The organism is Streptomyces sp. NBC_00386, from assembly GCF_036063235.1.
Lineage (GTDB): Bacteria > Actinomycetota > Actinomycetes > Streptomycetales > Streptomycetaceae > Streptomyces.
The window spans coordinates 6,799,460-6,824,328 of sequence record NZ_CP107950.1; the positions used below are offsets into that span (position 1 = coordinate 6,799,460).

General features: G+C 71.1%; 22 protein-coding genes and 1 riboswitch. Of the genes, 17 read left to right on the plus strand and 5 right to left on the minus strand.

Annotated elements, in window-relative coordinates; genetic code table 11:
- Positions 1-70: 70 nt before the first annotated feature.
- From ctaE to OG780_RS29830, 6 genes are all read left to right on the plus strand, one after another.
- A complete protein-coding gene (gene ctaE / locus OG780_RS29805) occupies positions 71-691 on the plus strand; it encodes an aa3-type cytochrome oxidase subunit III (protein ID WP_328453310.1) in 621 nt (206 codons plus the stop codon).
- 64 nt (positions 692-755) lie between these two features.
- Positions 756-1,565 carry a cytochrome bc1 complex diheme cytochrome c subunit gene (qcrC, locus tag OG780_RS29810; RefSeq protein WP_328453312.1) on the plus strand — a complete coding sequence of 270 codons (810 nt, stop codon included), beginning with the start codon at positions 756-758 and terminating at the stop codon, positions 1,563-1,565.
- The gene (gene qcrA, locus OG780_RS29815; protein ID WP_328453314.1) at positions 1,562-2,638 is read left to right on the plus strand and encodes a cytochrome bc1 complex Rieske iron-sulfur subunit; all 1,077 of its coding nucleotides are present in this window, start codon (positions 1,562-1,564) and stop codon (positions 2,636-2,638) included. Before qcrC ends, qcrA begins: the two co-directional genes overlap by 4 nt.
- Positions 2,635-4,275, plus strand: a complete 1,641-nt coding sequence (gene qcrB, locus OG780_RS29820; RefSeq protein ID WP_328453316.1) for a cytochrome bc1 complex cytochrome b subunit — start codon at positions 2,635-2,637, stop codon at positions 4,273-4,275. Before qcrA ends, qcrB begins: the two co-directional genes overlap by 4 nt.
- Before the next feature lie 170 nt (positions 4,276-4,445).
- The gene (gene trpD, locus OG780_RS29825; protein WP_328453318.1) at positions 4,446-5,510 is read left to right on the plus strand and encodes an anthranilate phosphoribosyltransferase; all 1,065 of its coding nucleotides are present in this window, start codon (positions 4,446-4,448) and stop codon (positions 5,508-5,510) included.
- A gap of 85 nt (positions 5,511-5,595) precedes the next feature.
- A riboswitch (SAM riboswitch) is annotated at positions 5,596-5,712 on the plus strand.
- Between the two features lie 193 nt (positions 5,713-5,905).
- On the plus strand, positions 5,906-7,282 hold the full coding sequence (locus tag OG780_RS29830) for an aminotransferase class V-fold PLP-dependent enzyme (RefSeq protein WP_328453320.1): 1,377 nt from the start codon (positions 5,906-5,908) through the stop codon (positions 7,280-7,282).
- A gap of 39 nt (positions 7,283-7,321) precedes the next feature.
- On the opposite strand, the gene OG780_RS29835 is transcribed toward OG780_RS29830, so the two are convergent.
- Positions 7,322-7,603, minus strand: coding sequence for an Lrp/AsnC family transcriptional regulator (locus OG780_RS29835; protein WP_103552083.1), 282 nt, complete (start codon positions 7,601-7,603; stop codon positions 7,322-7,324).
- Between the two features lie 41 nt (positions 7,604-7,644).
- Positions 7,645-8,400, minus strand: coding sequence for a rhomboid family intramembrane serine protease (locus OG780_RS29840; protein ID WP_328453324.1), 756 nt, complete (start codon positions 8,398-8,400; stop codon positions 7,645-7,647).
- 152 nt (positions 8,401-8,552) lie between these two features.
- On the opposite strand from OG780_RS29840, the gene OG780_RS29845 reads away from it, so the two are divergent.
- The 5 genes from OG780_RS29845 (at position 8,553) to OG780_RS29865 (ending at position 14,262) form a co-directional block, all read left to right on the plus strand.
- The gene (locus OG780_RS29845; RefSeq protein WP_261706939.1) at positions 8,553-8,792 is read left to right on the plus strand and encodes a hypothetical protein; all 240 of its coding nucleotides are present in this window, start codon (positions 8,553-8,555) and stop codon (positions 8,790-8,792) included.
- 35 nt (positions 8,793-8,827) lie between these two features.
- Positions 8,828-10,177: an NYN domain-containing protein gene (locus OG780_RS29850; protein ID WP_328453327.1), complete on the plus strand. Its 1,350-nt coding sequence runs from the start codon at positions 8,828-8,830 to the stop codon at positions 10,175-10,177.
- Positions 10,178-10,691: 514 nt separating this feature from the next.
- On the plus strand, positions 10,692-11,726 hold the full coding sequence (locus tag OG780_RS29855; protein WP_326788252.1) for a C40 family peptidase: 1,035 nt from the start codon (positions 10,692-10,694) through the stop codon (positions 11,724-11,726).
- Positions 11,727-11,966: 240 nt separating this feature from the next.
- A complete protein-coding gene (locus OG780_RS29860; RefSeq protein WP_328453329.1) occupies positions 11,967-12,989 on the plus strand; it encodes a C40 family peptidase in 1,023 nt (340 codons plus the stop codon).
- Positions 12,990-13,065: 76 nt separating this feature from the next.
- The gene (locus OG780_RS29865; RefSeq protein ID WP_328453331.1) at positions 13,066-14,262 is read left to right on the plus strand and encodes a hypothetical protein; all 1,197 of its coding nucleotides are present in this window, start codon (positions 13,066-13,068) and stop codon (positions 14,260-14,262) included.
- A 13-nt stretch (positions 14,263-14,275) separates the two neighbouring features.
- On the opposite strand, the gene OG780_RS29870 is transcribed toward OG780_RS29865, so the two are convergent.
- Positions 14,276-14,800: a PadR family transcriptional regulator gene (locus tag OG780_RS29870; RefSeq protein WP_328458474.1), complete on the minus strand. Its 525-nt coding sequence runs from the start codon at positions 14,798-14,800 to the stop codon at positions 14,276-14,278.
- Between the two features lie 135 nt (positions 14,801-14,935).
- Here OG780_RS29870 and OG780_RS29875 point away from each other — a divergent pair, with 135 nt between their 5' ends.
- Positions 14,936-16,264, plus strand: a complete 1,329-nt coding sequence (locus tag OG780_RS29875) for an MATE family efflux transporter (RefSeq protein WP_328453333.1) — start codon at positions 14,936-14,938, stop codon at positions 16,262-16,264.
- On the opposite strand, the gene OG780_RS29880 is transcribed toward OG780_RS29875, so the two are convergent.
- On the minus strand, positions 16,225-17,430 hold the full coding sequence (locus OG780_RS29880; protein WP_328453335.1) for a glycosyltransferase family 87 protein: 1,206 nt from the start codon (positions 17,428-17,430) through the stop codon (positions 16,225-16,227). The two genes, OG780_RS29875 and OG780_RS29880, sit on opposite strands and share 40 nt — an antisense overlap.
- Positions 17,431-17,609: 179 nt before the next feature.
- Here OG780_RS29880 and OG780_RS29885 point away from each other — a divergent pair, with 179 nt between their 5' ends.
- Entirely contained in the window at positions 17,610-18,752 is a 1,143-nt protein-coding gene (locus OG780_RS29885; protein WP_328453337.1) for a glycosyltransferase family 4 protein, read from the plus strand.
- A 440-nt stretch (positions 18,753-19,192) separates the two neighbouring features.
- Here OG780_RS29885 and OG780_RS29890 read toward each other — a convergent pair whose 3' ends face one another.
- A complete protein-coding gene (locus OG780_RS29890; protein ID WP_328453339.1) occupies positions 19,193-20,989 on the minus strand; it encodes an AMP-dependent synthetase/ligase in 1,797 nt (598 codons plus the stop codon).
- A 338-nt stretch (positions 20,990-21,327) separates the two neighbouring features.
- Between OG780_RS29890 and OG780_RS29895 the strand changes: the two genes are divergently transcribed.
- The 4 genes from OG780_RS29895 to OG780_RS29910 all read left to right on the plus strand — a co-directional run bounded on the left by OG780_RS29895 (position 21,328) and on the right by OG780_RS29910 (position 24,848).
- Positions 21,328-22,083, plus strand: a complete 756-nt coding sequence (locus tag OG780_RS29895; protein ID WP_328458476.1) for a metallophosphoesterase family protein — start codon at positions 21,328-21,330, stop codon at positions 22,081-22,083.
- A 123-nt stretch (positions 22,084-22,206) separates the two neighbouring features.
- Entirely contained in the window at positions 22,207-22,647 is a 441-nt protein-coding gene (locus OG780_RS29900; RefSeq protein WP_328453341.1) for an SRPBCC family protein, read from the plus strand.
- 420 nt (positions 22,648-23,067) lie between these two features.
- Positions 23,068-24,237, plus strand: coding sequence for an ArsA family ATPase (locus tag OG780_RS29905; protein ID WP_328453343.1), 1,170 nt, complete (start codon positions 23,068-23,070; stop codon positions 24,235-24,237).
- A gap of 110 nt (positions 24,238-24,347) precedes the next feature.
- Complete coding sequence (locus OG780_RS29910; protein ID WP_328453345.1) at positions 24,348-24,848, plus strand: DUF5304 domain-containing protein; 501 nt, start codon at positions 24,348-24,350, stop codon at positions 24,846-24,848.
- Positions 24,849-24,869: the final 21 nt, after the last annotated feature.

A 24,869-nucleotide genomic window follows, 5' to 3' on the forward strand; every position in this document is an offset into this window, starting at 1 on the left:
GGCTGGACACACCCGGTCAACACCCCGAACGGCACCCCCCGGCGTGAGGGCGGGATAAGCGACCGACATAATGTCGGTCGTGGCGACAGCAACGACAGTAGAAACCGGGCACGCGCACCCGTCGGTCAATCGACCGAACCTCACCAGCGTCGGAACCATCATCTGGCTGAGTTCCGAGCTGATGTTCTTCGCGGCCCTCTTCGCGATGTACTTCACCCTGCGATCGGTGACCGGGCCGGATCACTGGAAGGAAATGGCGTCCAGCCTGAACCTTCCGTTCTCGGCGACGAACACCACGATCCTGGTGCTCTCCTCCCTGACCTGCCAGCTCGGCGTCTTCGCCGCCGAGCGCGGGGACGTGAAGAAGCTCCGGATGTGGTTCATCGTCACCTTCATCATGGGTGCGATCTTCATCGGCGGTCAGGTCTTCGAGTACACCGAACTGGTCAAGAAGGACGGGCTCTCGCTCTCCTCCGACCCGTACGGCTCGGTGTTCTACCTGACCACCGGCTTCCACGGACTGCATGTGACGGGCGGACTCATCGCCTTCCTGCTGGTCCTCGGTCGCACCTACGCGGCTCGGAGGTTCACTCACGAGCAGGCGACCGCCGCCATCGTCGTGTCCTACTACTGGCACTTCGTCGATGTCGTCTGGATCGGCCTTTTCGCCACGATCTACCTGATCAAGTAATCGGGCCCACCGCCCGAAACATCCAGAAGCACCGACGCAGAAGATCCTGACACCGGGGTAATCCGTGAAAAAGCTCTCCGCACGACGACGCCATCCGCTGGCGGCGGTCGTCGTCCTACTCCTCGCGCTGGCGGCCACCGGGGGGCTGTACGCCGCGTTCGCACCCGCGGGCAAGGCGCAGGCCGACGAAACCGCCCAGTCCCTCGGGATCACCGAGGGCCAGAAGCTGTACTCCGTGGGCTGCGCAAGCTGCCACGGAACCGGCGGTCAGGGCAGCTCCGACGGTCCCAGCCTGGTGGGTGTGGGCGCCGCGGCGGTCGACTTCCAGGTCGGCACCGGCCGTATGCCGGCCCAGCAGCCGGGCGCTCAGATCCCGCGCAAGAAGGTGATCTACACGCAGGCCGAGATCGACCAGATGGCGGCCTACATCGCCTCGCTCGGCGCCGGCCCCGTGATCCCGACCAAGAACCAGGTCAGCCCCGAGGGCGCGGACATCGCCAAGGGCGGTGAACTCTTCCGTACCAACTGCGCCCAGTGCCACAACTTCACCGGCAAGGGCGGCGCGCTGACGCACGGCAAGTTCGCGCCGAGCCTGGAGGGTGTCGACCCGAAGCACATCTACGAGGCCATGCAGACGGGCCCGCAGAACATGCCGTCCTTCCCCGACACCACGCTGACGGAGAAGAACAAGCAGGACATCATCGCGTACCTCGACGCGGTCAACGGTGACGACACCGAGAGCCCGGGCGGTCTTGAGCTGGGCGGCCTCGGGCCGGTCAGCGAGGGCCTGTTCGGCTGGGTCTTCGGTCTCGGAACCCTGGTCGCCGTCGCCGTCTGGGTCGCCGCTCGGACCGCAAAGGCCAAGAAGTCATGAGTAGCCAAGACATTCCAGAAGAGAACGTGCCCGCCGAGCGGGCCTCCGACGACCACGCCGGTCACGGTCACGGTCCGGTAGCCGTCGCGGACGAGCAGAACCCGTTCGCGGACCCGGGGCTGCCGCCCCACGAGCACCGCATCCAGGACATCGACGAGCGGGCCGCAAGGCGGTCCGAGCGTCTGGTCGCCATGCTGTTCGTGCTGTCGATGGTGGCCACCGTCGGCTTCATCGCCTCCTACGTGGCGATCCCGAACGACAAGTCGGTCTACGTGTTCCCGCTCGGGCACATCAGCGCGCTGAACTTCGCGCTGGGCATGTGCCTCGGCGTGGCGCTGTTCGCGATCGGCGCGGGCGCGGTCCACTGGGCCCGCACCCTGATGTCCGACGTGGAGATCGCCGACGAGCGTCACCCGATCGAGGCGGAGCCCGCGGTCAAGGCCAAGGTCCTGGCCGACTTCAAGGAAGGCGCCAAGGAGTCCGCGCTCGGCCGTCGCAAGCTGATCCGCAACACGATGTTCGGCGCGCTGGCCCTGTTCCCGCTCTCCGGCGTCATGCTGCTGCGCGACCTCGGTCCGCTGCCCGGCACGAAGCTGCGCCACACGCTGTGGTCCAAGGGCAAGCTCCTCGTCAACATGAACACGAACGAGCCGCTGCGTCCTTCGGACCTGGCCGTCGGTTCGCTCACCTTCGCCAAGCCCGAGGGCCTGGAGGAGCACGACGAGGACTTCCAGAAGGAGATCGCCAAGGCGGCCCTGATGATCATCCGGCTCCAGCCGGAGGACATCAAGGACAAGCAGGAACTCGAGTGGTCCTACCAGGGCATCGTGGCGTACTCGAAGATCTGCACCCACGTCGGCTGCCCGATCTCCCTGTACGAGCAGCAGACGCACCACGCGCTGTGCCCGTGCCACCAGTCCACCTTCGACCTCTCCGACGGTGCCCGGGTCATCTTCGGCCCGGCGGGTCACGCCCTGCCGCAGCTGCAGATCGGCGTGAACGCTGAGGGCTACCTCGAGGCGCTCAGCGACTTCCAGGAGCCCGTCGGTCCTGCATTCTGGGAGCGCGGATGAGCACTACCACCACCTCCGACTCGCGCTCCTCGCGCGAGAAGGCACCCGCCGGTGAGCGGGTGGCCGACTGGGCCGACGGCCGTCTCGGGATCTATTCCCTGGCCAAGTCCAACATGCGCAAGATCTTCCCCGACCACTGGTCGTTCATGTTGGGTGAGGTCTGCCTCTACAGCTTCATCATCATCATCCTCACGGGTGTGTACCTGACCCTGTTCTTCCACCCGTCGATGAACGAGGTGGAGTACCACGGCAGCTACATCCCGCTGCAGGGCCAGCTGATGTCCGAGGCGTTCAACTCGACCATGCACATCTCCTTCGATGTGCGCGGTGGCCTGCTGATCCGTCAGATCCACCACTGGGCCGCGCTGATCTTCCTCGCCGGCATGTTCGTGCACATGATGCGCGTGTTCTTCACGGGTGCGTTCCGCAAGCCGCGTGAGGTCAACTGGGTCTTCGGATTCCTGCTGTTCGTCCTCGGCATGTTCACCGGATTCACCGGTTACTCGCTCCCGGACGACCTGCTCTCCGGCACCGGTGTCCGCTTCATGGAGGGCGCGGTCCTGTCCGTGCCGATCGTGGGCACGTACCTGTCGTTCTTCCTGTTCGGCGGCGAGTTCCCGGGCGGCGACTTCGTTGCCCGCTTCTACTCGGTGCACGTGCTGCTGCTGCCGGGCATCATGCTCGGCCTCGTGGTGGGCCACCTGATCCTGGTCTTCTACCACAAGCACACGCAGTTCGCGGGCCCTGGCAAGACGAACAACAACGTCGTCGGCATGCCGCTGCTGCCGGTCTACATGGCCAAGGCCGGAGGCTTCTTCTTCCTGGTCTTCGGCGTCATCGCGGTCATCGCGGCGATCGCCTCGATCAACCCGATCTGGGCCATGGGTCCGTACCGTCCGGACATGGTGTCCACGGGCGCCCAGCCCGACTGGTACATGGGCTTCTCCGAAGGCCTGATCCGTGTCATGCCGGGCTGGGAGATCAACCTCTGGGGTCACACGCTCGTCCTGGGCGTGTTCATCCCGCTGGTGATCTTCCCGCTGGTCCTGGTCGCGATCGCGGTCTACCCGTTCATCGAGTCCTGGGTCACCGGGGACAAGCGCGAGCACCACATCCTGGACCGCCCGCGCAACGTCCCGACCCGGACCGCGTTCGGTGCCGCCTGGATCAGCTGGTACTTCGTCCTGCTCGTCGGCGGCGGCAACGACATCTGGGCCACGCACTTCCACCTGGCGATCAACTCGATCACCTGGTTCGTGCGCATCGCGTTCTTCGTCGTGCCGGTGCTCACCTTCATCGCCACCAAGCGGATCTGCCTCGGCCTCCAGCGCCGGGACCGGGACAAGGTGCTGCACGGCCGCGAGTCGGGCATCATCAAGCGCCTGCCGCACGGTGAGTTCATCGAGGTCCACGAGCCGCTCAGCCAGGACGCGCTGCACACGCTCACCGCGCACGAGCAGTACAAGCCGGCCGAGATCGGCCCGACGGTCGACGAGAACGGTGTCGAGCGCAAGGTCTCGGGCACGCAGAAGCTGCGCGCCAAGATGAGCCAGGGCTTCTACGGGGAGGAAGGCCAGATCCCCAAGCCCACCGTCGAGGAGTACAAGGAGATCACGAGCGGCCACGGCCACCACTGATCCCCGGCTGTTCGCCACGGCTGGAGCCCCGTCCATGACATGGACGGGGCTCTTTGCCGTCCTCCGGGCTGGATAGGGTGGACTCACCCGGTGGTGCGGGGCGATCCACTCCGCGTCACCCACGACCCGTGTCACCCGCGACAGAGTGACCCACGAACCCAGGAGCGACCATGAGCGCTGTGAACCCCGCTGGAGGCGACACCGCGGCGGGCCGTTCCTGGCCCGCGGTACTGAACGGCCTGCTCGAAGGCCGCGACCAGAGCGCGGACGACACGGCCTGGGCGATGGACCGCATCATGCGCGGCGAGGCGACCGACGCGCAGATCGCCGGGTTCGTGGTGGCCCTGCGGGCCAAGGGCGAGACCGTCCAGGAGATCACCGGACTCGTCCGGGCGATGTACGAGCACGCCAATGTCATCGAGGTGCCCGGACACACCGTCGACATCGTCGGAACGGGCGGCGACGGCGCGAAGACCGTCAACATCTCCACGATGTCCTCGATCGTGGTGGCCGGTACCGGCGCCAAGGTCGTCAAGCACGGCAACCGGGCCGCGTCCTCCGCGTCCGGCGCGTCGGACGTCCTGGAGAAGCTCGGGGTCAATCTCCAACTGCCGGTGAAGCGGGTGGCCGAGGTGGCCGAGGAGGCCGGGATCACGTTCTGCTTCGCGGTCAAGTTCCACCCGGCGCTGCGTCATGTGGCGGCGGCCCGCGGCCAGTTGGGCATCCGGACCACCTTCAACGTGCTCGGGCCGCTGACCAACCCGGCGCGCGTGAAGGCCCAGGCGGTCGGCGTCGCCGATCCCCGGATGGCGCCGATCGTGGCGGGCGTGTTCGCCGAGCGCGGCAACTCCTCGCTCGTCTTCCGCGGCGACGACGGCCTCGACGAGCTGACCACCACCGCGGGCTCCCACGTCTGGGTGGTCCGCGACGGCAAGGTCACCGAGGAGCGCTTCGACCCCCGCGACGTCGGGCTCGACATCGTCCCGGTGGAGGCCTTGCGCGGCGCCGACGCCTCGTACAACGCGGAGGTCGCCCGGCGCGTCCTGGACGGCGAGCGGGGGCCCGTACGGGACGCGGTCCTGCTGAACTCGGCGGCGGCCCTGGTGGCCCTGTCGCCGACCGGCGCACCGCTCGCGGACCAGCTCCGCGACGGAATGGAGAAGGCGGTCGAGTCGATCGACTCCGGCGCCGCGAAGCGCACCCTGGAGCGCTGGGTGGCCGCCAGCAACGCCTGATCCACCGGTGACACGGAGCGAGGCGCAGTCCAGAATCCGGACTGCGCCTTGCGCGTGGAAGATCCTCTGGCAAGATGCTGTACCAGGTCATGAGTGACAGCCATCAGGCCCCGGCCGGCTGTCCGGCAACCCTCCGTCCGTGGCGGGGTGCCCCGGGTGAAGACCAGGTCGTAGGCAGCGAGGCCTACGGCAAGCGCGGACCCCTCCCGCCCTCCGGGCGGACGCAACCAGGGGTCCTGGTCGTTCGAGGGAGCCTTCTGTGAGCAAGCGAATGCGGTAGGGCGTAGAGCCCCGCCTCCGCACACCCTTTTCACCTTTTCCCGCGCCGAGCCCAGCCCTGCCTCCGGGCGGCCGGCTCGCGCGGTGATCCCGCATGCCTCTCACAGGAGCTCGCCATGTCTGTCTCCACCGTTGCCGCCGACCAGACCGTTTGTGCCCCCCTGGCCGTTCTGGGCCGGGATGTCACCGTCCCGCTCGTCACCGGCGGCGAGGTGACCTACGCGGCCCTCGACTACGCCGCCAGCGCGCCCGCCCTCCAGCGGGTGTGGGACGACGTGGCCGCGTACGCGCCCTACTACGGCAGCGTCCACCGGGGCGCCGGCTACCTCTCGCAGCTCTCCACCGACCTCTTCGAGAACGCCCGCAGGACCGTCGAGGAGTTCCTCGACTGCCGCGCCGGTGACCAGGTGGTCTTCACCCGCTCCACCACCGACTCGCTCAACCTGCTCGCCGCCGCGCTCCCGGCCGACTGCCAGGTCTTCGTCTTCGAGACCGAGCACCACGCCTCCCTGCTGCCCTGGCGCGACGCCCGGGTGACGTACCTGAACGCCCCGCGGACCCCGGGCGAGGCCGTCGACACCCTGGAGCACGCCCTCGCCGCCCGCACTGTGTCCATTGAAGGGGGCTACGGACCGGCCCTGGTCTGCGTCACCGGCGCCTCGAACGTCACCGGGGAGCTGTGGCCGGTGCGGGAGCTGGCCGCCGCCGCGCACGCCCACGGCGCCCGCATCGTCCTCGACGCCGCGCAGCTCGCCCCGCACCACCCGGTGTCGGTCCAGGACCTCGACGTCGACTGGGTCGCCTTCTCCGGGCACAAGCTGTACGCGCCGTTCGGCTCCGGTGTCCTCGCGGGCCGCTCCGACTGGCTGCGCGAGGCCGACCCGTACCTCGCGGGCGGCGGGGCCAGCCGCAAGGTCACCCGGCGCGCGGACGGCGGCGTGGACGTGGAGTGGCACGACAGCGCCGCCCGGCACGAGGCCGGCTCGCCGAACGTCATCGGGGCCTACGCGATCGCCTCGGCCTGCAAGGCGCTCACCGAGGAGGGCTTCGACAGCCTTCTCGCCCGTGAGCGGCACCTGATCCGTACCGTCCGCGCGGGCCTCGCCGAGGTCCCCGAGGTCCGGGTCCTCTCCCTCTTCGGCGACGACGCCCCGCGGGTCGGCGTCATCTCCTTCGTCGTCGAGGGCTGGAACAGCTCGCACTTCGCGGCCGCGCTCTCCGCCGAGTACGGCATCGGCGTCCGCGACGGCCTCTTCTGCGCACACCCGCTCGTCCGCACGCTGCTCGGCAGTGCCCCGGAGACCCAGGGGGAGTGCGGAGCCCCCGAGGCGGCGCCCGGGGAGAAGTCCCTCAACGCCATCCGCGTCAGCTTCGGCGCCGGTACCCCCGACGAGCACGTCGAGCGCTTCGTCCGCGCGGTGCGCGAGCTCGTCAGGGACGGCGCGCGCTGGCAGTACCGCACCGAGGACGGCCGCTGCGTCCCGGCGGTCTGACGCCCACGGCGGCTTCGCCCGGAGGCGGTGCCGCGTCGGTCAGGAGTCGAGACCGATCGCGAACGCCGCCTCCAGGTCGTGCTGGGAGTACGTACGGAACGCCACGTGGGTGTCCGTCGCCTCGACGCCCGGGATCTTGCTGATCCTGCCGGGGATGACGTCCGCCAGGTCGTCGTGGGCCTGGACCCGGACCATGGCGATCAGGTCGTAGGTACCCGTGACGGAGAAGACCTCGCTGACGCTCTCCAGCGACGCGATCGACTCGGCGATCTCGGGGATGCGGTCCACGCTGGTCTTGATGAGGACGATCGCGGTGATCACGGCTGGTTCTCTCCCTAGGGGCCGCTGCTGGGGATCTCACCCTACTCGCGGTCCACCTGGCCCGGCCGCTCCACCGGGGGCCCCGGCAGCACCCCCCGAACGGGCGCGAGCGGCCTTCGGGGCCGGAACCGCGCCCACGCGTAGACGAAACCCAGGGAGAAGCCCACGAGGTGGGCCAGATAGGCGACTCCGGGGCCCGGGGAGCTGCGGCCGGCCGCCAGCCACTGGAGCGTGAACCAGAACGGCAGCACCACCCAGGCGGGGAACCGCAGCGGCAGGAAGAACAGGAACGGGAAGAGACTGGTCACCCGGGCCCTGGGGAACAGGTACAGGAACGCGCCGAGCACCGCGGAGATCGCCCCGGAGGCCCCGACCAGGGACTGCGGCGAGGTCGCGTTGGCGGCGGCGTAGCCGAGCAGGGCCAGATATCCGCAGCCCAGGTAGAAGAGGGCGAACTCCAGATGGCCCATGCGCTCCTCGGTCATGAGCCCGAAGACGTAGAAGAAGAGCATGTTGCCCAGGAGATGGAGCCAGCTTCCGTGGATGAACAGGGCGGTCGCGGGGGTGAGCGCCTCGCCGGGGGCCCCGCCGAACAGACCGGCCGGCACCACGCCCCAGCGGCGGAAATAGGCCCGCTGCGCGACCAGCAGCTCGTCCCCGGTGCCGTACGCGGGATCCAGACCCGAGGCGGGACCGATCACGAAGATCAGACAGCACAGGACGATCAGTCCGTACGTCACCGGCGCCGACCGGCCCCGCAGCGCCCTGCCGACCGTCGCACTCCAATTGCCGATCATGGTGCAGAGCATGACGTAACCGCGCCGATGTATACAGACCGCCTCGCCGCCGCGGACGGCCGGGCGTCGAGTACCCGCCAGGCCGTAGGGTTACGAGCCATAGCACCGGGAAACCGGCGCCGGACGGACACGAGAAGGAAAGCGGCTGCCCTATGACAGTTCCCCTGCCCGATGCCAAGACCCGCTGGCGCTGCGCCCTCTGCGGCAACCTCACGCGTTTCGACGTGACCCGCTCGTCGAAGGTCGTCGAGTATGTGCACCTGGACCTGGCCGGTGAGCCCAAGGTCGAGGAGCGCGAGGTGGTCAGTGAGACCATCGAGTCGGTGCGGTGTCGTTGGTGCAACGCGGTGGATCAGGTCGAACTGGTGGACAGGCCGGGCGCCGGCTCCTGAGGGAGCGGGCCCCGCACGGATATTGGGGTGAACGGATGGTGGAGACCACGGGTGGGGAGCCGGACGACGGCACCGCCGAGGTGCTCGACCGTCCGCTGCCCGACGGCGTGCGCCGACGCGTCGTACAGATCGTCTCGGACGGCTTCGGCGGGCTGACGGTGTCCGAACTGCCCGTACAATTGCGGCAGTACGCCCGGTTCGCCCCGAATCGCCGCGCCAAGTTCGCCGGCAACGCGATGGCCTCGGCGTTGGAGACGGACCCGCTGTTCAGGCAGCGCATCGCCGAGAAGCTCAGAGAGGTCCAGCCGGAGCTCGTCGGCGCTCTCGACTCGGGCGCGCCGTCCCCGGCCGCGGATCCGCTGGACGTGGCGGCCGCGGCCTATGTCGTGCGTCCCGCCGGCTGGGTGAAGCTGGTGACCGCCGCGGGCGAGGAGGCCCTGCGGGCGGACGCCGAGCGCGCCGGTGAGGAGAGCCGCGCCGAACTGGACCGGCTGCGCGCGGAACTCGCGGAGGCCCGCGGGCAGACCCGTGCCGAGACCGAACGGCTGCGCGCGGAACTGGAAGCGGCCCGCAAGGAAGCGGAATCGCTTCACCGCAAGCTGCGCGGGGCCCTCAGCGACGTCAAGCGCGGTGAGGCGGCCCTGCGCAAGCTCCAGGCCGAGACGGACGGGGCGAAGGCGGAGAACCAGGCGCAGGTGTCCGCGGCCGAGAGCGAGGCGCGGCGGCTCAAGGCGCGCCTCTCGGAGGCCGAGGCGGCCCTGGAGGCCACCCGCAAGGCGGCCCGGGAGGGGCGCAGCGTCGAGGACATGCGGGTGCGGCTGCTGCTCGACACCGTGCTGGAGGCGGCCCAGGGGCTGCGCCGGGAACTGGCGTTGCCTCCCGTCTCGGTGCGGCCCGCGGAGACGGTCGAGGCGGTCGAGCCGGGACGGATGACCCCGAAGGACATCGCCGCCCGCGCGCTGTCCGAGAACGACCCGGCGATCCTGGACCAGTTGCTCGCGCTGCCCCAGGCGCATCTGGTCGTCGACGGCTACAACGTCACCAAGACCGGCTATCCCCAGATGCCGCTGGAGAAGCAGCGGCTGCGGCTGCTCGGACAGCTCTCGCAACTGGCCGCGCAGACCGGCGCCGAGGTCACCTGCGTCTTCGACGGGGCCGAACTGGCCGCGCCGGTGCTGCTCGCGCCTCCGCGCGGGGTGCGCGTGCTGTTCTCCAAGCCCGGTGTCACGGCCGACGAGCTGATCCGTCAGCTCGTGCGGGCCGAGCCGCCCGGCCGGCCGGTCATCGTGGTCTCGACCGACCGGGAGGTCGCGGACGGGATCGCCAAGGCGGGCGCCCGGCCGGTGGCGTCCGTGGTGCTCCTCAAGCGCTTCTCGCGCGGCTGAGCGACTCCCGCGGGCACGTTCCCGTCGCACGTCCTCTCCCCGCGATTTCCTCGGGTTCCCTTCGCGATCCCCTCGCGCCCGTTTCACGCTTTTTATCCGGCATGGATCCTTCCATGTGTTTCCTCCTGTTCGTCACGTTCCGCCGGCTCTTCCGCGCCCGCCCCGGAGTCTCATCTCGCTCTTCGGGGGCCGGGTTTCACGTGCGCGGCGATCGGTGGCCTAAGTCGCATGAGTCGCGTACGCACCATGCGTAACCTCTGGGCCTGATGCCCCGATTGGCCGGATGTTCACGCGACGTAGTGTCAAGCGGACATCACTGCTGGTGAGTTGATGGCAAAGAATGCGCTCCGTGACAAAGAATTTTCAGGTTTGGATTTGAACTGATCACAAGTAGGTCACTAGGGTCATGCCCTGAACCTCCAACTAGGGTGATCACTCATGAGGAGTGACGGTGGAGGGGCACCGCCCGTCGGCGTTTTCGGCAGGCGGCTGGAGGAAGAAGGAGCTCGCCTTCGTGGCGTCCCACCGTCGACCCAAGCAGCCGAGCCGCACCCGTGTGACCGTGCTCACCACCGCCGCCGCTGCCGCTGTTGTCCTCAGCGCGAATGCCGCCAACGCGGCGCCGTCCGAGAAGCCCAACAAGGACGAGGTCAAGACCAAGGTCGACAAGCTCTACGAAGAGGCCGAGCAGGCCACGGAGAAGCTCGACGGCGCCAAGGAGAAGCAGCAGAAGCTGCAGAAGCAGATCAGCGCTCTCCAGGACAACGTCGCCCGTGGCCAGGAAGAGCTCAACGAGCTGCGTGACGGCCTCGGTTCGATGGCCAGCGCCCAGTACCGCACCGGTGGCATCGACCCCTCCGTGGCGCTCTTCCTCTCCTCCGACCCGGACGACTTCCTGGACAAGGCCTCGGCCATGGACCAACTGAGCGCCCAGCAGGTCGAGTCGCTCAAGAAGGTCCAGGAGAAGCAGCGTTCGCTCGCCCAGCAGCGCTCCGAGGCCTCCGCGAAGCTCAAGGACCTCGCCGACACCCGGGCCGAGCTCGCCAAGAAGAAGAAGGAAGTCCAGAGCAAGCTGGGCTCCGCGCAGAAGCTCCTGAACTCGCTGACGGCGCAGGAGAAGGCGGCACTGGCCTCCCAGGAGCAGGAGCGGGCCACCCGCGCCAGCGAGCGGGTCGACCTCGGTGACACCCCGGCCGCCTCGGGCCGTGCCGGCGCCGCGTTCGCCGCCGCCAAGAGCGTCATCGGCTCCCCGTACGTCTACGGCGCCTCCGGCCCCAGCTCGTTCGACTGCTCCGGCCTCACCTCCTGGGCGTACGCCCAGGCCGGCGTGACCATACCCCGCACCTCGGAGGCCCAGGCCAACGCGGGCACCCGCATCTACTCGCAGAGTGCCCTCCAGGTCGGCGACCTGGTCATCTTCTACGGCGACCAGCACCACGTCGGCCTCTACGCGGGCAACGGCCAGGTGCTGCACGCGCCGCACACCGGCGCCAGCGTCCGCTACGAGTCGATCGGCAACATGCCCTTCCAGTTCGGCGTCCGGATCTGATCCGCACGGGCGGACGGGGATGTGAAGCCCGCCGCCCGGAGCGCCCTTCTGTCGTGCCGCCCAAACGGGCGAATTGCGACAACTCGCGCTGACCCCACGCCCCGTCGGTGACCTGCGTCTCCGGCGGGGCGTCACTGTGCGTGCCCGCGGAGGGCTTTGGTCGCCGCGTGGTCGCACGGTTACTGTCTGCCGCGTTCCCCCGGTGGAGGGGACCGTCAGCGGAAGGGAGTGCGGCCACTCGTGGGGTTCCATCGCCGCCTTGCACCGACCGGCTTCGACCGGGGCGCCGGCGCCTTCGGTGTCGCCGCCTGCGTGATGTCCGCGGCGGCCGCCGCGCTCGGCACCCTGCCCGCCTCCGCGGCGCCGCGGGGCGATACCAGGGCCGAGGTGGACCGCCTCTACGCGCAGGCGGAGAAGGCCACCGAGGCGTACAACAAGGCCGACGAGCGCGGCGACCGGCTGCGGGAGCAGATCGGCACGGCGCAGGACGAGATCGCCCGGCAGCAGGACCGTGTCAACACCATGCGGGACGCGCTGGGTTCGCTCGCCGGGGCGCAGTACCGCTCGGGCGGCCTTGACCCCTCCCTCGCGCTGCTCTTCTCGGCCGACCCGGACGACTACCTCGACAAGGCCTCCGCGCTCGACCGGATGAGCACCCGCCAGGCAGGCGAACTCAGGGAACTCCAGCTCGCCTTGCGCGGCCTCGCGCAGGAACGGGAGGAGGCGGACGGGAAACTCGCCGAACTGGAGCGAAGCCGCACGGCGGTCGCCCGGAACAAGCGGGTCATCGAGGGCAAACTGGCCAAGGCCAGGCAACTGCTCGACTCGCTGCCGTACGCCGACCGCGCCGCCTACGACCGGGCGTCGCGCTCGCTGCGTACCGACGTGCCCGGCCTCGGCGGCTCGGTCGCCTCCTCGTCACGCGCGGCCGTCGCCGTCGCCGCGGCCCGCTCGGCGCTCGGCCGCCCCTACGTGTGGGGCGCCAACGGGCCCGGCGGCTTCGACTGTTCGGGCCTCATGCAGTGGTCCTACGCGCACGCCGGGATCGGTCTGCCGCGCACCTCGCAGGCCCAGCGGTTCGCCGGACGGCAGATCCCGCTCTCCCAGGCGCGGCCCGGTGACCTGGTCACCTACCGGTCGGACGCCGGCCATGTCGGGATGTACGTGGGCAACGGCCAGGTGATCCACGCGCCCTATCCGGGCGCCCCGGTGCGCTACGACCCGGTCGGGATGATGCCGATCTCGTCCGTCACCCGGGTCTGACGGGGCGCGGACCGGGCGGGAGGCGGGCGGGGCGGGCGTTCCGGAGGGCGGGCGCGGGCACCGTACGATCGGGAGAATGGCTGGTCGAAGGTGCGCGTCGCGAGCGGGGCTCTCCGTGGTGCTGCTGCTCGCCGGGCTCGTCGGCTGCGGCGGCCGGACGGCGCCGGACACCGCGGCGGCCGACGTGCAGCGCGTCCTCGACCGGCGGGCGGCCGCGGTCCTGGACCGGGACGACGCGGCGTTCCGGTCCACCGGCGCGGCGGCCGGCGCCGGAACCGGCCTCACGAACCTGCGTGACGTACCGCTGGCGGGCTGGTCCTACCGGCTGGCCGGTCTCAGCCGCTCCGGTGACAGCGCCACAGCCCGCGCCGAACTGCGCTACCGCATCGAGGGCTACGACACCGCGCCGGTCAAGGTGGACCGCACCCTCGCACTGACCCGCGCCAGCGGGACCTGGCGCGTCACCTCCGACGAGCCGTCGGGCAAGGGCGGCGACCAGTTGTGGGACGAGGGGGCCGTGACGGCCGTACGGGGTGAGCACAGCCTCGTCCTGGGGGTCGGGCAGTCCGGCGAGCGACTGCGGGCCTTCGCCTCTCTCGCGGACCGTGCCGTGCCGGCCGTGTCGGACGCCTGGGGCGCGGACTGGTCGCGGCACGTCGTGGTCCTCGTGCCGAAGTCGCTGGAGGGGATGGCGGGGCTGCTCGGGGCTCCGGCGTCCGGGTACCGGGGGATCGCCGCGGTCACCACCGGGGAGGCGGGACCTTCGGCGAAGGCGCCCGCGGACCGGATCATCGTCAACCCGGACGCGTACGGAGTCCTCGGCGGCCTCGGCAAGCAGGTCGTGCTCACCCACGAGACCACGCACGTGGCCACCCGCGCCCACACCACGGCCGCCACCCCGCTGTGGCTCTCCGAGGGGTACGCGGACTGGGCCGGCTACCGCGGCAGCGGGCGGGCGCCCGGGCAGGTCGCGCCGGAACTCCAGCGCGCGGTGGCCGAGGGGCGCGTCCCGGCCGCACTGCCCGACGACAAGGACTTCGGGTTCACCGCGGACGCGGGCGCGCTGGCGCGGGCGTACGAGGGCGGCTGGATGGCCTGCAGGCTGATCGCGGACCGCTGGGGCGAGGTCCGGCTGAACGACTTCTACCGCGCGGTGGGCGACCACGGGAAGCGCGAGGGGGCGGTCGAGGAGGCGCTGCGGGACGTGCTGCACACGACGCCGGAGCGGTTCGCCGAGCTGTGGCGGCAGTACCTCGGGGACCAGCTCGGCTGACGCGTGGAGCCGTTCACCCCTCCAGCCGGTGAACGGCCTCCGCGAGCCAGGCCCGCTCCGCCTCGCCGGTCGCCCGCGCCACCCGCAGCATGCCCTGCCGGAACAGGTCGTCGGCCTCCTCCGCGCGCACCGGCCGGCCGCCCTCGTAGAAGAAGCTCGTCGGGGCCTCCAGGAACTCCTGGCGGCGGCGCAGCACCGCGGCCTGCTCGCGGGGGTCGCCCAGGTGGCGCAGGAAGGCCAGCAGGGTGTTGAAGCGGACGTGGTCGGTGATCTCGGCCGGCTTGGGGTGCCGCAGCCGCTCCAGGAGGTCCTCGCGGCCCTTGTCGGTGAGCGACAGGATGCGCCGCGGGGCCGCGCCGCTGCCGGGCTCGGTGTGCTGGTCGAGCAGGCCCGCGGCGACCAGGCGGGTGATCGCCGGGTAGAGGGCGCCGTCGCTCACCGGCCGGACATGGCCGGTGAGGGCCTTGATGCGCTCCTTCAGCTCATAGCCGTGCAGCGGCTCCTCGTACAGGAAGCCCAGGATCGACAGCTCCAGCATCAGGCCGGCCCTTTCCTCGTGGACGCCGACGGCCCGCGAGGTCGGCGCGTCCGGGTGGTTGCGGGGTGCACTCACTCATGGTACCTCTTATCGAGCTACCTCTAATCGAGGTAGCTCGTATCGAGGGAGCCTTCGTTGAACGCGCACCGCAGGCAGCTCATGGCGCTCGCCCACCCCGTCTACCTCTCGCTGCTCGCCTCCGTCGCCGCCGGAATCATCAACACCGTCTGGGTCTCCCGGCTCGGCCGTGACGCCGTGGCCGCCGTCGCCGTCGCGACGAACACCGAGAACGTGCTGCTCGGCGTCGCCCTGGTCTTCGCCTCCGGCACCACCGTCCTGGTCGCGCACGCCCGGGGCGCCCGCGACCCGGGAGCGGTCCGGGCGGCCGTCCGCGGAGGCTGGGCGCTGTGCGCCGCCGTCACACCGGTGATCGCCCTGGGCGGCTTCCTGCTGCGCGAGCCGCTGGCCCGGCTGGTCCTCGGCGGCGACGGACGCGCGCTGACCCTCACCGTCCAGTACTTCGCCGTCTCCCTGCCCGGCATCGCCGTCTTCTTCGCGCAGAACCTCGTCGACGGCATCCTCAAGGGCACCGGCGACACCCGCACCCCGATGCGCCTCGCCCTGCTGGCCAACGGCCTGATCCTCGGCCTCGACCCGTTGTTCATCCACACGTACGGCGTCCGGGGCGCCGCCCTCTCGACCGTGCTGTGCCGCTCGGTGGCCCTCGTCGCGGGCCTGCGCGCCCTGCGCCGCGACACCCTGCTGTCGAAGGCGGCCTGTGCGACGCCGGCCGAGGGCACCGGCGCGGCCCTGCGCCGGTGCCTCACCACCGGGCTGCCCATGTCCGCCGACTTCACGGTGCGCCAGGGCGGCGCCCTGGTACTGGTCGCGATCGTGGCCCGGCTCGGGACGACGGCGGTGGCCGCCTACGCGATCGCCTACAAGGTCATGTACGTCGCCACCATGGCGTTCTACTCGGTCCGGCAGGCCGCCTCGATCCACACCGCGCACAGCCGGGGCGCGGGCCGTGACGAGCGCGGCGCCATCGGACGGCAGGCCGTCCTCGTCTCGGGGACCGCGGGCCTGCTCGCCGCGGGACTGCTCGGGGCCCTGGCTCCCTGGATCATGCGGGCCTTCGGCGCCGGCCCCGAGGTCGCCCACGACGGCGTGCTGTTCCTGCGCTGCGTCGGCCCCTACCTGCTGCTGATGGCCTGCTTCATCGCCCTCGGCGGGGTCTTCGAGGGCAGTGGGGGAGCGCCGGTGCTGCTGCGGGTGACGCTGACCGGCACGGCGGTCCAGCTGCCCCTCGCCCTCGCCCTGTCCGGACTGGGGCTGCCGGGCATCTGTCTGGCCCTCGCGCTGTCCATGACGGTGCAGTGCGCGGCCCTGTGGCTGTGGGCCCGGCGGGCCGCGCGGACCGGACGTCAGGAGGACGCCAGCGTCTCCTTGGTGAGGACGGCCTGAGCGGGGAGCTCGGGCGCCGGCCGGGAGACCGTGGAGCGCCACAGCTCCCGTGCGGCCAGCACCGAGGCGGCCACCAGCAGGCCGTTGCGCAGCACCAGGAGGGTGATGCCGAGGTCCGTGCTGCCGACGACGTCGCCGAACCAGGTCGGGAACTCCAGGACCGTCACGAAGCACGCGACCAGCACCAGGAAGGCGGGCAGCGCCATCCGGCTCGCCCGGAAGCACAGGCAGACCGCGGCGATCCCGACGAGCCACACCAGATACTGCGGGCTGATGACCCGGCTGGTGGCGGTGAACATCAGGACGGCGACGAACGCCGCGTCGGCGAGCGTGTGCGACAGGAACCGCTTGGCGCACAGCCGCCACAGCAGCAGCCAGCCGAAGGCGGACCCGGTCAGGACCAGGGCCGCCGTGCTCACCACGTCGACGTAGGGGCCGACGAACTCCACCGAGCCGTAGTTGAGCAGCACCCGCCCGTTCCAGCCGTGGTGCCTGGCCACGTGGAAGACGAGGGAGCCGAGCGACTCCACCTCGGTGCCGCGGTCGCGCTGGAAGGTCAGGAAGGCGAACGCGCCCGGCATCGTCGCGAAGAACACCGCCGCGATCCCGGTCGCCGTCCCCGCCGCCCAGGCCCAGGACCGCCGGCGCACGGCGCCGAGGAGCAGCAGGACCGGCCAGACCTTCACCATCGCGCCGAAGCCCGTGAGCGCCCCCATCACCCGGGGGTGGCGGGAGCCGGCGAGCAGCGCGGCGACCGCGACGGCCGTCACCATCACGTCGTAGCGGGCGTACACGGTCGGCCCGAGCAGCGGAACCCCGATCGTCCACACCCAGGCACCGCGCACGCTCTTGCCGGAGCGCGAGCCCGCGTACAGGAGCAGCCCGAACACCAGCAGGTCGGCGACGAAGGCCAGCACGAAGAAGGCGTGCGCATAGTCGAGGAAGGGCAGCAGGGCGGGTGAGAGGATCGCGAGGGAGGCGGCCGGCGGGTACTGCCAGGTGACGTCGTGCAGCGGGAACCGGCCGTCCTGGAGGACCTCGTACCAGCCGTGGTAGATCACCGAGACGTCGCTGGTGACGTCCGGGCCGGGGAAGACGTACACCTTGGCCACGAAGAGCAGCAGCGCCAGCCTCGTCAGACCCCAGATCGCCGGCAGTGCGGTCATGGCGAAGGGGAACCTCGTGCTCCGTGCCCCGGTCATGCCCACCTGGCCCTCATCGTCCCGAATCCGTGTGTCTCGCCGCCGCGCTGTTCGCGGTCCCAGGGTGATCCACCGGTCTGTGTACGAGCCGTCAAGCGCGGCCGTGCGGAGCTGTGAGTATAGGTTCGGTACTGTCGAACACGATGCACAAGACCCTGATCGTGACGAACGACTTCCCGCCCCGCCCCGGCGGCATCCAGGCCTTTCTGCACAACATGGCGCTGCGCCTGGACCCCGGGCGGATCGTCGTCTACGCCTCGACCTGGAAGCGCGGCCACGAGGGCGCCGAGGCGACCGCCGCGTTCGACGCCGAGCAGCCCTTCACCGTCGTACGGGACCGTACGACCATGCTGCTTCCGACACCGGGCGCCACCCGGCGGGCGGTCGGCCTGCTGCGTGAACACGGCTGTACGTCGGTGTGGTTCGGGGCGGCGGCACCGCTCGGCCTGATGGCGCCGGCCCTGCGCAGAGCGGGCGCGACCCGCCTCGTGGCGACCACGCACGGCCACGAGGCCGGCTGGGCCCAGCTTCCGGCCGCCCGCACGCTGCTGCGCCGGATCGGCGAGTCCACCGACACGATCACCTACCTCGGGGAGTACACGCGCTCGCGGATCGCCTCCGCGCTGACCCCCGAGGCGGCCGCGCGCATGGTGCGGCTGCCGCCCGGCGTCGACGAGCGGACCTTCCACCCCGGCTCGGGCGGCGACGAGGTCCGGGCCCGCCTCGGCCTCACCGACCGGCCGGTCGTCGTCTGCGTCTCCCGCCTGGTCCCGCGCAAGGGCCAGGACACCCTCGTCCTCGCGATGCCGCGGATCCTGGCCAAGGAGCCGGACGCGGTGCTGCTGATCGTCGGCGGCGGGCCGTACGAGAAGGAGCTGCGCAAGCTCGCGCACGAGACCGGGGTCGCGGACTCGGTCCGGTTCACCGGGGCGGTGCCCTGGTCGGAACTGCCCGCGCACTACGGGGCCGGGGACGTGTTCGCGATGCCGTGCCGGACCCGCAGGGGCGGACTCGACGTCGAGGGGCTCGGCATCGTCTACCTGGAGGCGTCGGCGACGGGCCTCCCGGTGGTGGCCGGCGACTCGGGGGGCGCGCCCGACGCCGTGCTCGACGGCGAGACGGGCTGGGTCGTCCGTGGCGGCTCCGCCGAGGACGCGGCCGACCGCATCGTCACCCTGCTCGGCGACCCCGAACTCCGCCGCCGCATGGGCGAACGCGGCCGGGCCTGGGTCGAGGAGAACTGGCGCTGGGACCTCCTCGCGGAACGCCTCCGAGAGCTGCTCTAGCGTCACCGGGTTCGCCCACGGGGGTGCCGCTTGCCGCCCGCCGGCGCCTGCGAGTGCTGCTCTAGCGTCGCCGGGTTCGCCCGTGGGGCTGCCGCTTGCCGCCCGCCGGCACCTGCGGGCCGCCTTCGCCTGGCCGCGCAGTTCCCCGCGCCCCCGGACGGCCGCCCTGGCGGGCGCCTCGACGGGCGCCCGCCAGGGCGCTCAGGGGCGCGAGGAACTGCGCGAGCAACCACGCGCACCTCCCGCCCGGGACGAACACTCACCCCCACGGCGGGAGCCGGAACCCCCTCCACGGCGGGAGGCGGACCCCCCGTCGGGAGGCGGCCCCCCACCCCGCGCCCGAAGGCACACGAACCCGGGACGGAAAACGGCTCGGCCCCCTCCACTGGAGAGGGCCGAGCCGTTTGTTCCGGCCGGGCTGGAACCCGGTCGCCAGGGCATCAGCCCCGATAAAGTGCCTCGATCTCGTTCGCGTAGTCCTTCGCCACCACGTTCCGCTTCAGCTTCAAGGACGGCGTCAGATGCCCCGACTCCTCGGTGAACTGGTGGTCGAGGATGCGGAACTTGCGGACCGACTCGGCCTTGGACACCGCGGCGTTGCCGTCGTCGATCGCGTCCTGGATGGCGGCGGCCAGGTCCGCGTCCTCGCGCAGCGAGGCCGCGGTGGAGCCGGCCGGCTTCCCGTGCTCCGCGGCCCAGCGGGCCAGGAACTCCTCGTCGACCGTGACCAGCGCACCGACGAACGGCCGCCCGTCGCCGACCACCATGCACTCCGCGACCAGCGCGTGGGCTCGGATACGGTCCTCTATCACGGCCGGAGCGACGTTCTTGCCGCCCGCCGTGACGATGATCTCCTTCTTGCGGCCGGTGATGCGGAGGTAGCCGTCCTCGTCGAGGGTGCCGATGTCACCGGTGTGGAACCAGCCGTCGGCGAGCGCCTCGGCGGTGGCGGCCTCGTTGTTCCAGTACCCCTGGAACAGGTGCTCGCCGTGCAGCAGCACCTCACCGTCGTCGGCGATACGGATCACGGAGCCGGGCAGCGGCTGACCGACCGTGCCGATCTTCGTACGGTCCCACGGGTTGAAGGCCGTGGCCGCACAGGACTCGGTGAGGCCGTAGCCCTCCAGGACCGTGAAACCGATACCGCGGAAGAAGTGGCCGAGCCGCTCGCCCAGCGGGGCACCGCCGGAGATCGCGTACTCGCCGCGACCGCCGAGCACCGCGCGCAGCTTGCTGTAGACGAGCTTGTCGAACGTCTTGTACTTGATCTTCAGACCGAGGGACGGCCCCGAGGGGGTGTCCAGCGCGCGGCTGTACGCGATCGCCGTGTCCGCGGCCTTGTCGAAGATCTTGCCCTTGCCGTCCGCCTGGGCCTTGGCGCGCGCCGAGTTGTAGACCTTCTCGAAGACGCGCGGCACACCGAGGATCAGCGTCGGCCGGAACGAGGCCAGCTCGTCGGTGAGGTTCTTGATGTCCGGGACACAGCCCAGCTTGATCGGTGCCATCATCGGCGCGACCTGCACGAGCCGCCCGAAGACGTGCGCGAGCGGGAGGAACAGCAGGACCGAGCACTCACCGGTGCGGAACAGCGGGCGCAGCCGCTCCACGATGTTGCCGCACTCCGCGAAGAAGGCGCGGTGGGTCAGGACACAGCCCTTGGGGCGGCCGGTGGTCCCGGAGGTGTAGACGATGGTCGCCGGGTCGTCCGCCTTGGCGGAGGAGCTGCGCTCCTCGACGGTGGCGTCACTGACGTCCGCGCCCAGGCGCCCCAGCTCCTCGACGCCGCCGGCCTCGATCTGCCAGACGTGTTCGAGGGCGGGCAGCCGGTCCCGTACCGACTCGACGCAGGCCGCGTGTGCGGGCAGTTCCACGATGCAGGCGGTGGCGCCGGAGTCGCCGAGGATCCACTGCACCTGCTCGGGGGAGCTGGTCTCGTACACCGGCACGGTGATGGCGCCGGCGCTCCAGATCGCGAAGTCGAGCAGCGTCCACTCGTAGCGGGTACGGGACATCAGGCCGACCCGGTCACCGGGCCGCACGCCCGAGGCGATCAGACCCTTGGCCGCGGTCAGCACCTCGGCGAGGAAGGTGGTGGCGCTGACGTCCGTCCAGGTGCCGCCCACCTTGCGGGCGATCACGGCTACGTCGGGATGCTGCGCGGCGTTTCTGCGGACGATGTCGGTGAGATTTCCGTCCGCAGGGACCTCGTACAAAGCCGGAAGGCTGAACTCGCGCAAGACTGCTGCTCCTCATAGGGCGCCGGCGCCACGACTCTGTGTGATGCGACGGTGCGGTCCAAGGCTCGGGCAAGTACTCAAGAGATCACTTGTTGAAATCCCGAGTACGACTGGACTGCCCGGACGTTACCCGCCGGTATGGGGTCTTCGACAGGGGGTCCAGGCGAGATGTTCCATGCGTCACACGTGGTGGCGTTCCTGCGCGCACAGTAGTCCACGCCCTTCCGCGGGTGCCAGTAATCGCAGGTCCGGCCGCCTCTGTTCACGTTTGCCGCACCGGCCTACGCTTGATCGTCATGGCATCCACACCGGTCGGCCGTCCCAGGACGCGTATTCATGTGGTCAGCGACGTGCACGGCAACGCCCGCGACCTGGCGCGGGCCGGCGACGGCGCCGACGCTCTGATCTGCCTCGGTGACCTGGTCCTCTTCCTCGACTACGCCGACCACGCGCGCGGCATCTTCCCGGACCTCTTCGGCGTGGAGAACGCCGACCGCATCGTCGAGCTGCGCACCGCCCGTCGCTTCGAGGAGGCGCGCGCGTTCGGTGCCCGGCTGTGGGCGGGCATCGGCACCGACCGGGCCGCGGCGATCGAGAAGGCGGTGCGCAAGCAGTACGCCGAGATGTTCGCCGCGTTCCCGGAACCGACGTACGCGACCTACGGCAATGTCGACATGCCGGCCCTGTGGCCGGAGTACGCCGCCCCGGGCACCACCGTCCTCGACGGCGAGCGGGTCGAGATCGGCGGCCGCGTCTTCGGTTTCGTCGGAGGGGGACTGCGGACACCGATGCGGACGCCGTACGAGATCAGCGACGAGGAGTACGCGGCCAAGATCGAGGCGGTCGGCGAGGTCGACGTGCTGTGCACGCACATTCCGCCGGAGGTGCCGGAACTCGTGTACGACACCGTGGCGCGGCGCTTCGAGCGCGGCTCCCTCGCGCTGCTGGACGCGATCCGGCGCACGCGCCCCCGTTACGCGCTCTTCGGCCACGTCCATCAGCCCCTCGTCCGCCGGATGCGTGTGGGGGCGACGGAATGCGTCAATGTGGGGCACTTCGCGGGGTCGGGCCGACCCTGGGTACTGGAGTGGTGACGCCGCGACGGTTCCGAGGGCCAGGTGGGGTGAGGCGTCCGTGGTCGTGCGCGGTAGCCTTCACGCTGCACACACGTGCGCACCGACCTCCCTCACCGGACCGCATCTGGAGGAGCCACCGCGATGGCGGAACACACCAGTTCGAGCATCACGATCGAGGCGGCACCGGCTGACGTCATGGCGGTGATCGCCGACTTCGCCCGGTACCCGGACTGGACGGGTGAGGTGAAGGAGGCCGAGGTCCTCAAGTCGGACGAGCTCGGCCGCGCCGAACAGGTCCGGCTCGTCATGGACGCCGGCGCCATCAAGGACGACCAGACTCTCGGCTACACCTGGACCGGCGACCACGAGGTCTCCTGGACCCTGGTGAAGTCCCAGATGCTCCGCTCGCTGGACGGCTCCTACCTCCTCAAGCCCGCGGGCAAGGGCGCCACCGAGGTCACCTACCGGCTGACCGTCGACGTCAAGATCCCGATGCTCGGCATGATCAAGCGCAAGGCCGAGAAGGTCATCATCGACCGTGCCCTGGCCGGCCTGAAGAAGCGCGTGGAGGAAACGGCCTGACCCGGGGCCCGCACCGGTCCCGCCCAGACCTTTCTTCGCCCCCTCCGCCCCTACCCGACCCGAACCCGGGGCTCCGCCCAGGACCCCGCTCCTCAAACGCCGGAGGGGCTGGAATTTCCCCGGCCGGGGAAATGAACAGCGGGCGGGTGGGCTGAACCTTCACGTCCGTGAGGGGCTGCACCCAGACGGCCACGCACCCGCAGCCGGGATCCGGCGTGAGGGGACGTGCCGGTACATCACATGCCCGCAGGCCGGACGGAGCGTCACCCGCGCTCACCTCGCGACACCGGTGGGATCCGTTCGGATGCGGGCGGATGTACCGGCGCGGCCCCGACCCACGCCCCGAACCCGGCCCGCGACGCCGGCGCAGCGCACCCGCACCGCAAACGTCAGCGCAGCGTCCCGGTAGCGTTCACTCCCATGCGCACCATCCTGATCACCGGCCAAGGCGGCACAGGCCGTACCACCGTCGCCGCGGCCACCGCGCTGAAGGCGGCGAGGCAAGGCACCCGCACCCTGGTGCTCACCGCCGACCGCACCGACACCCTCGGCGCCGTCCTCGGCGTCCCCACCGGCCCCGACCCCGTGGAAGCCGCCCCCGGTCTCACGGCCTGGCGCCCCGACGCCGCCGCCCGCTTCCGCGACGACCTCACCGCCTTCCAGCGGCGCGCCACCACCGCCCTCGACCTCCTCGGCGCCTCCCGCCTGGACGCCGAGGAAGTCACCCCGCTCCCCGGCGCCGAGGAACTCGCCCTGCTGCGCGCCCTGCGCGACGCCGCGCTGTCGGAGGCGTACGACCTTCTTGTCGTGGACCTGCCCCCGGCCCCGCAGGCCCTCGCCCTCCTGGCGCTGCCCGAGGAACTCCGCCGCTATCTGCGCCGCCTGCTCCCGCCGGAGCGCCAGGCGGCCCGAGCCCTGCGCCCGGTCCTCGGACGGCTCGCGGGCGTTCCCATGCCCGCCGAGTGGCTGTACGAGACCGCGGGGCGCTGGGACATCGAGCTGGCCGCCGTACAGGGCGTGGTCGAGGACCGCGCCACGACCGTACGACTGGTCGCCGAGCCCGGACCCGCCGGCACCGACGCCGTCCGCACCGCCGCCACCGCCCTCGCCCTGCGCGGACTGCCCGTCGACGGACTCGTCGCGAACCGGGTGCTGCCCGGCGCCACCAACGACGCCTGGCTGGGAGCCCTCGCGGCCCAGCAGCGCAAGGCCCTGGACGAGTGGCGGGAGACGCACACGGTCCACGAGGTCCCGCACCGCGGCCACGACCCGCGCGGCACCGACGACCTCGCCGCGCTCGCCGTGCCCGGCGTCAACACCGCGCCCACCCCCGTCGAGTGGCCCGTCGCCGACCGGCTCGCCGACGACGGCGTGCTCGTGTGGCACATCCCGCTGCCCGGCGCGATACGCGACGAACTCGACCTCATCCGGCGCGGCGACGAACTCGTCGTCACCGTCGGCCAGTTCCGCAGGATCGTCCCGCTCCCGTCCGCGCTGCGCCGCTGCACGGTGGCCGGAGCCGCGCTGCGCGAGGGCGAGCTGCGCGTCCGTTTCACGCCGGATCCCGGGCTGTGGCCGCGCGAGAAGTGAGGTGTCGCCGAGAACCGGCCGTGCCCGATCCGGGGAGCCGGGCACGGTGAATGAGGTACCCCCGTTCGGGTAACGTCGAGAGCAAGGAAAACGTAGGCAGGAGTCCCGCCATGAGCGAAGAGCGCCACCCATCCGACGCCGCTCAGGAGGAGACGGCCGACGAGGTGCGCGTCGACGAGGTACACGTCGAGGAAGCGCACGCCACGGACGCCGACGCCTGGGCGACGGCCTGTGCGGAGGACCTCGCCGCGGAGCGGGCCCGCCGGCGCGCCCAGCACGGCCCGCCGCCCGGCTCGGCCGCCGAGGAACTGCGCAAACTCGTCGACGCCGTCGCCGACAAGCTCTCCGGGCTCCAGTCGCCGCTGTTCGGCGCGGTCGCCTCCGGCACCGCCCAGCAGATGGTCAGCCAGGTCGTGCAGCAGGCCAAGGCCGCCGTCGAACCGGTGCTGGAGCGCAACCCGGAGGTCTTCGACCACCTCGCGGCCGCGGGCTCGGAACTGCTCGCCGCCTACCGCTCGGCCGTCGAGAACCAGGAGCGCCGCTGGACCACTCGGGGCACAGGTTCCCGCGACGACGAGTCCGGTCCGGGCGAACACATCGACCTGGACTAATCGCCCCTCGGGTACGGTTGG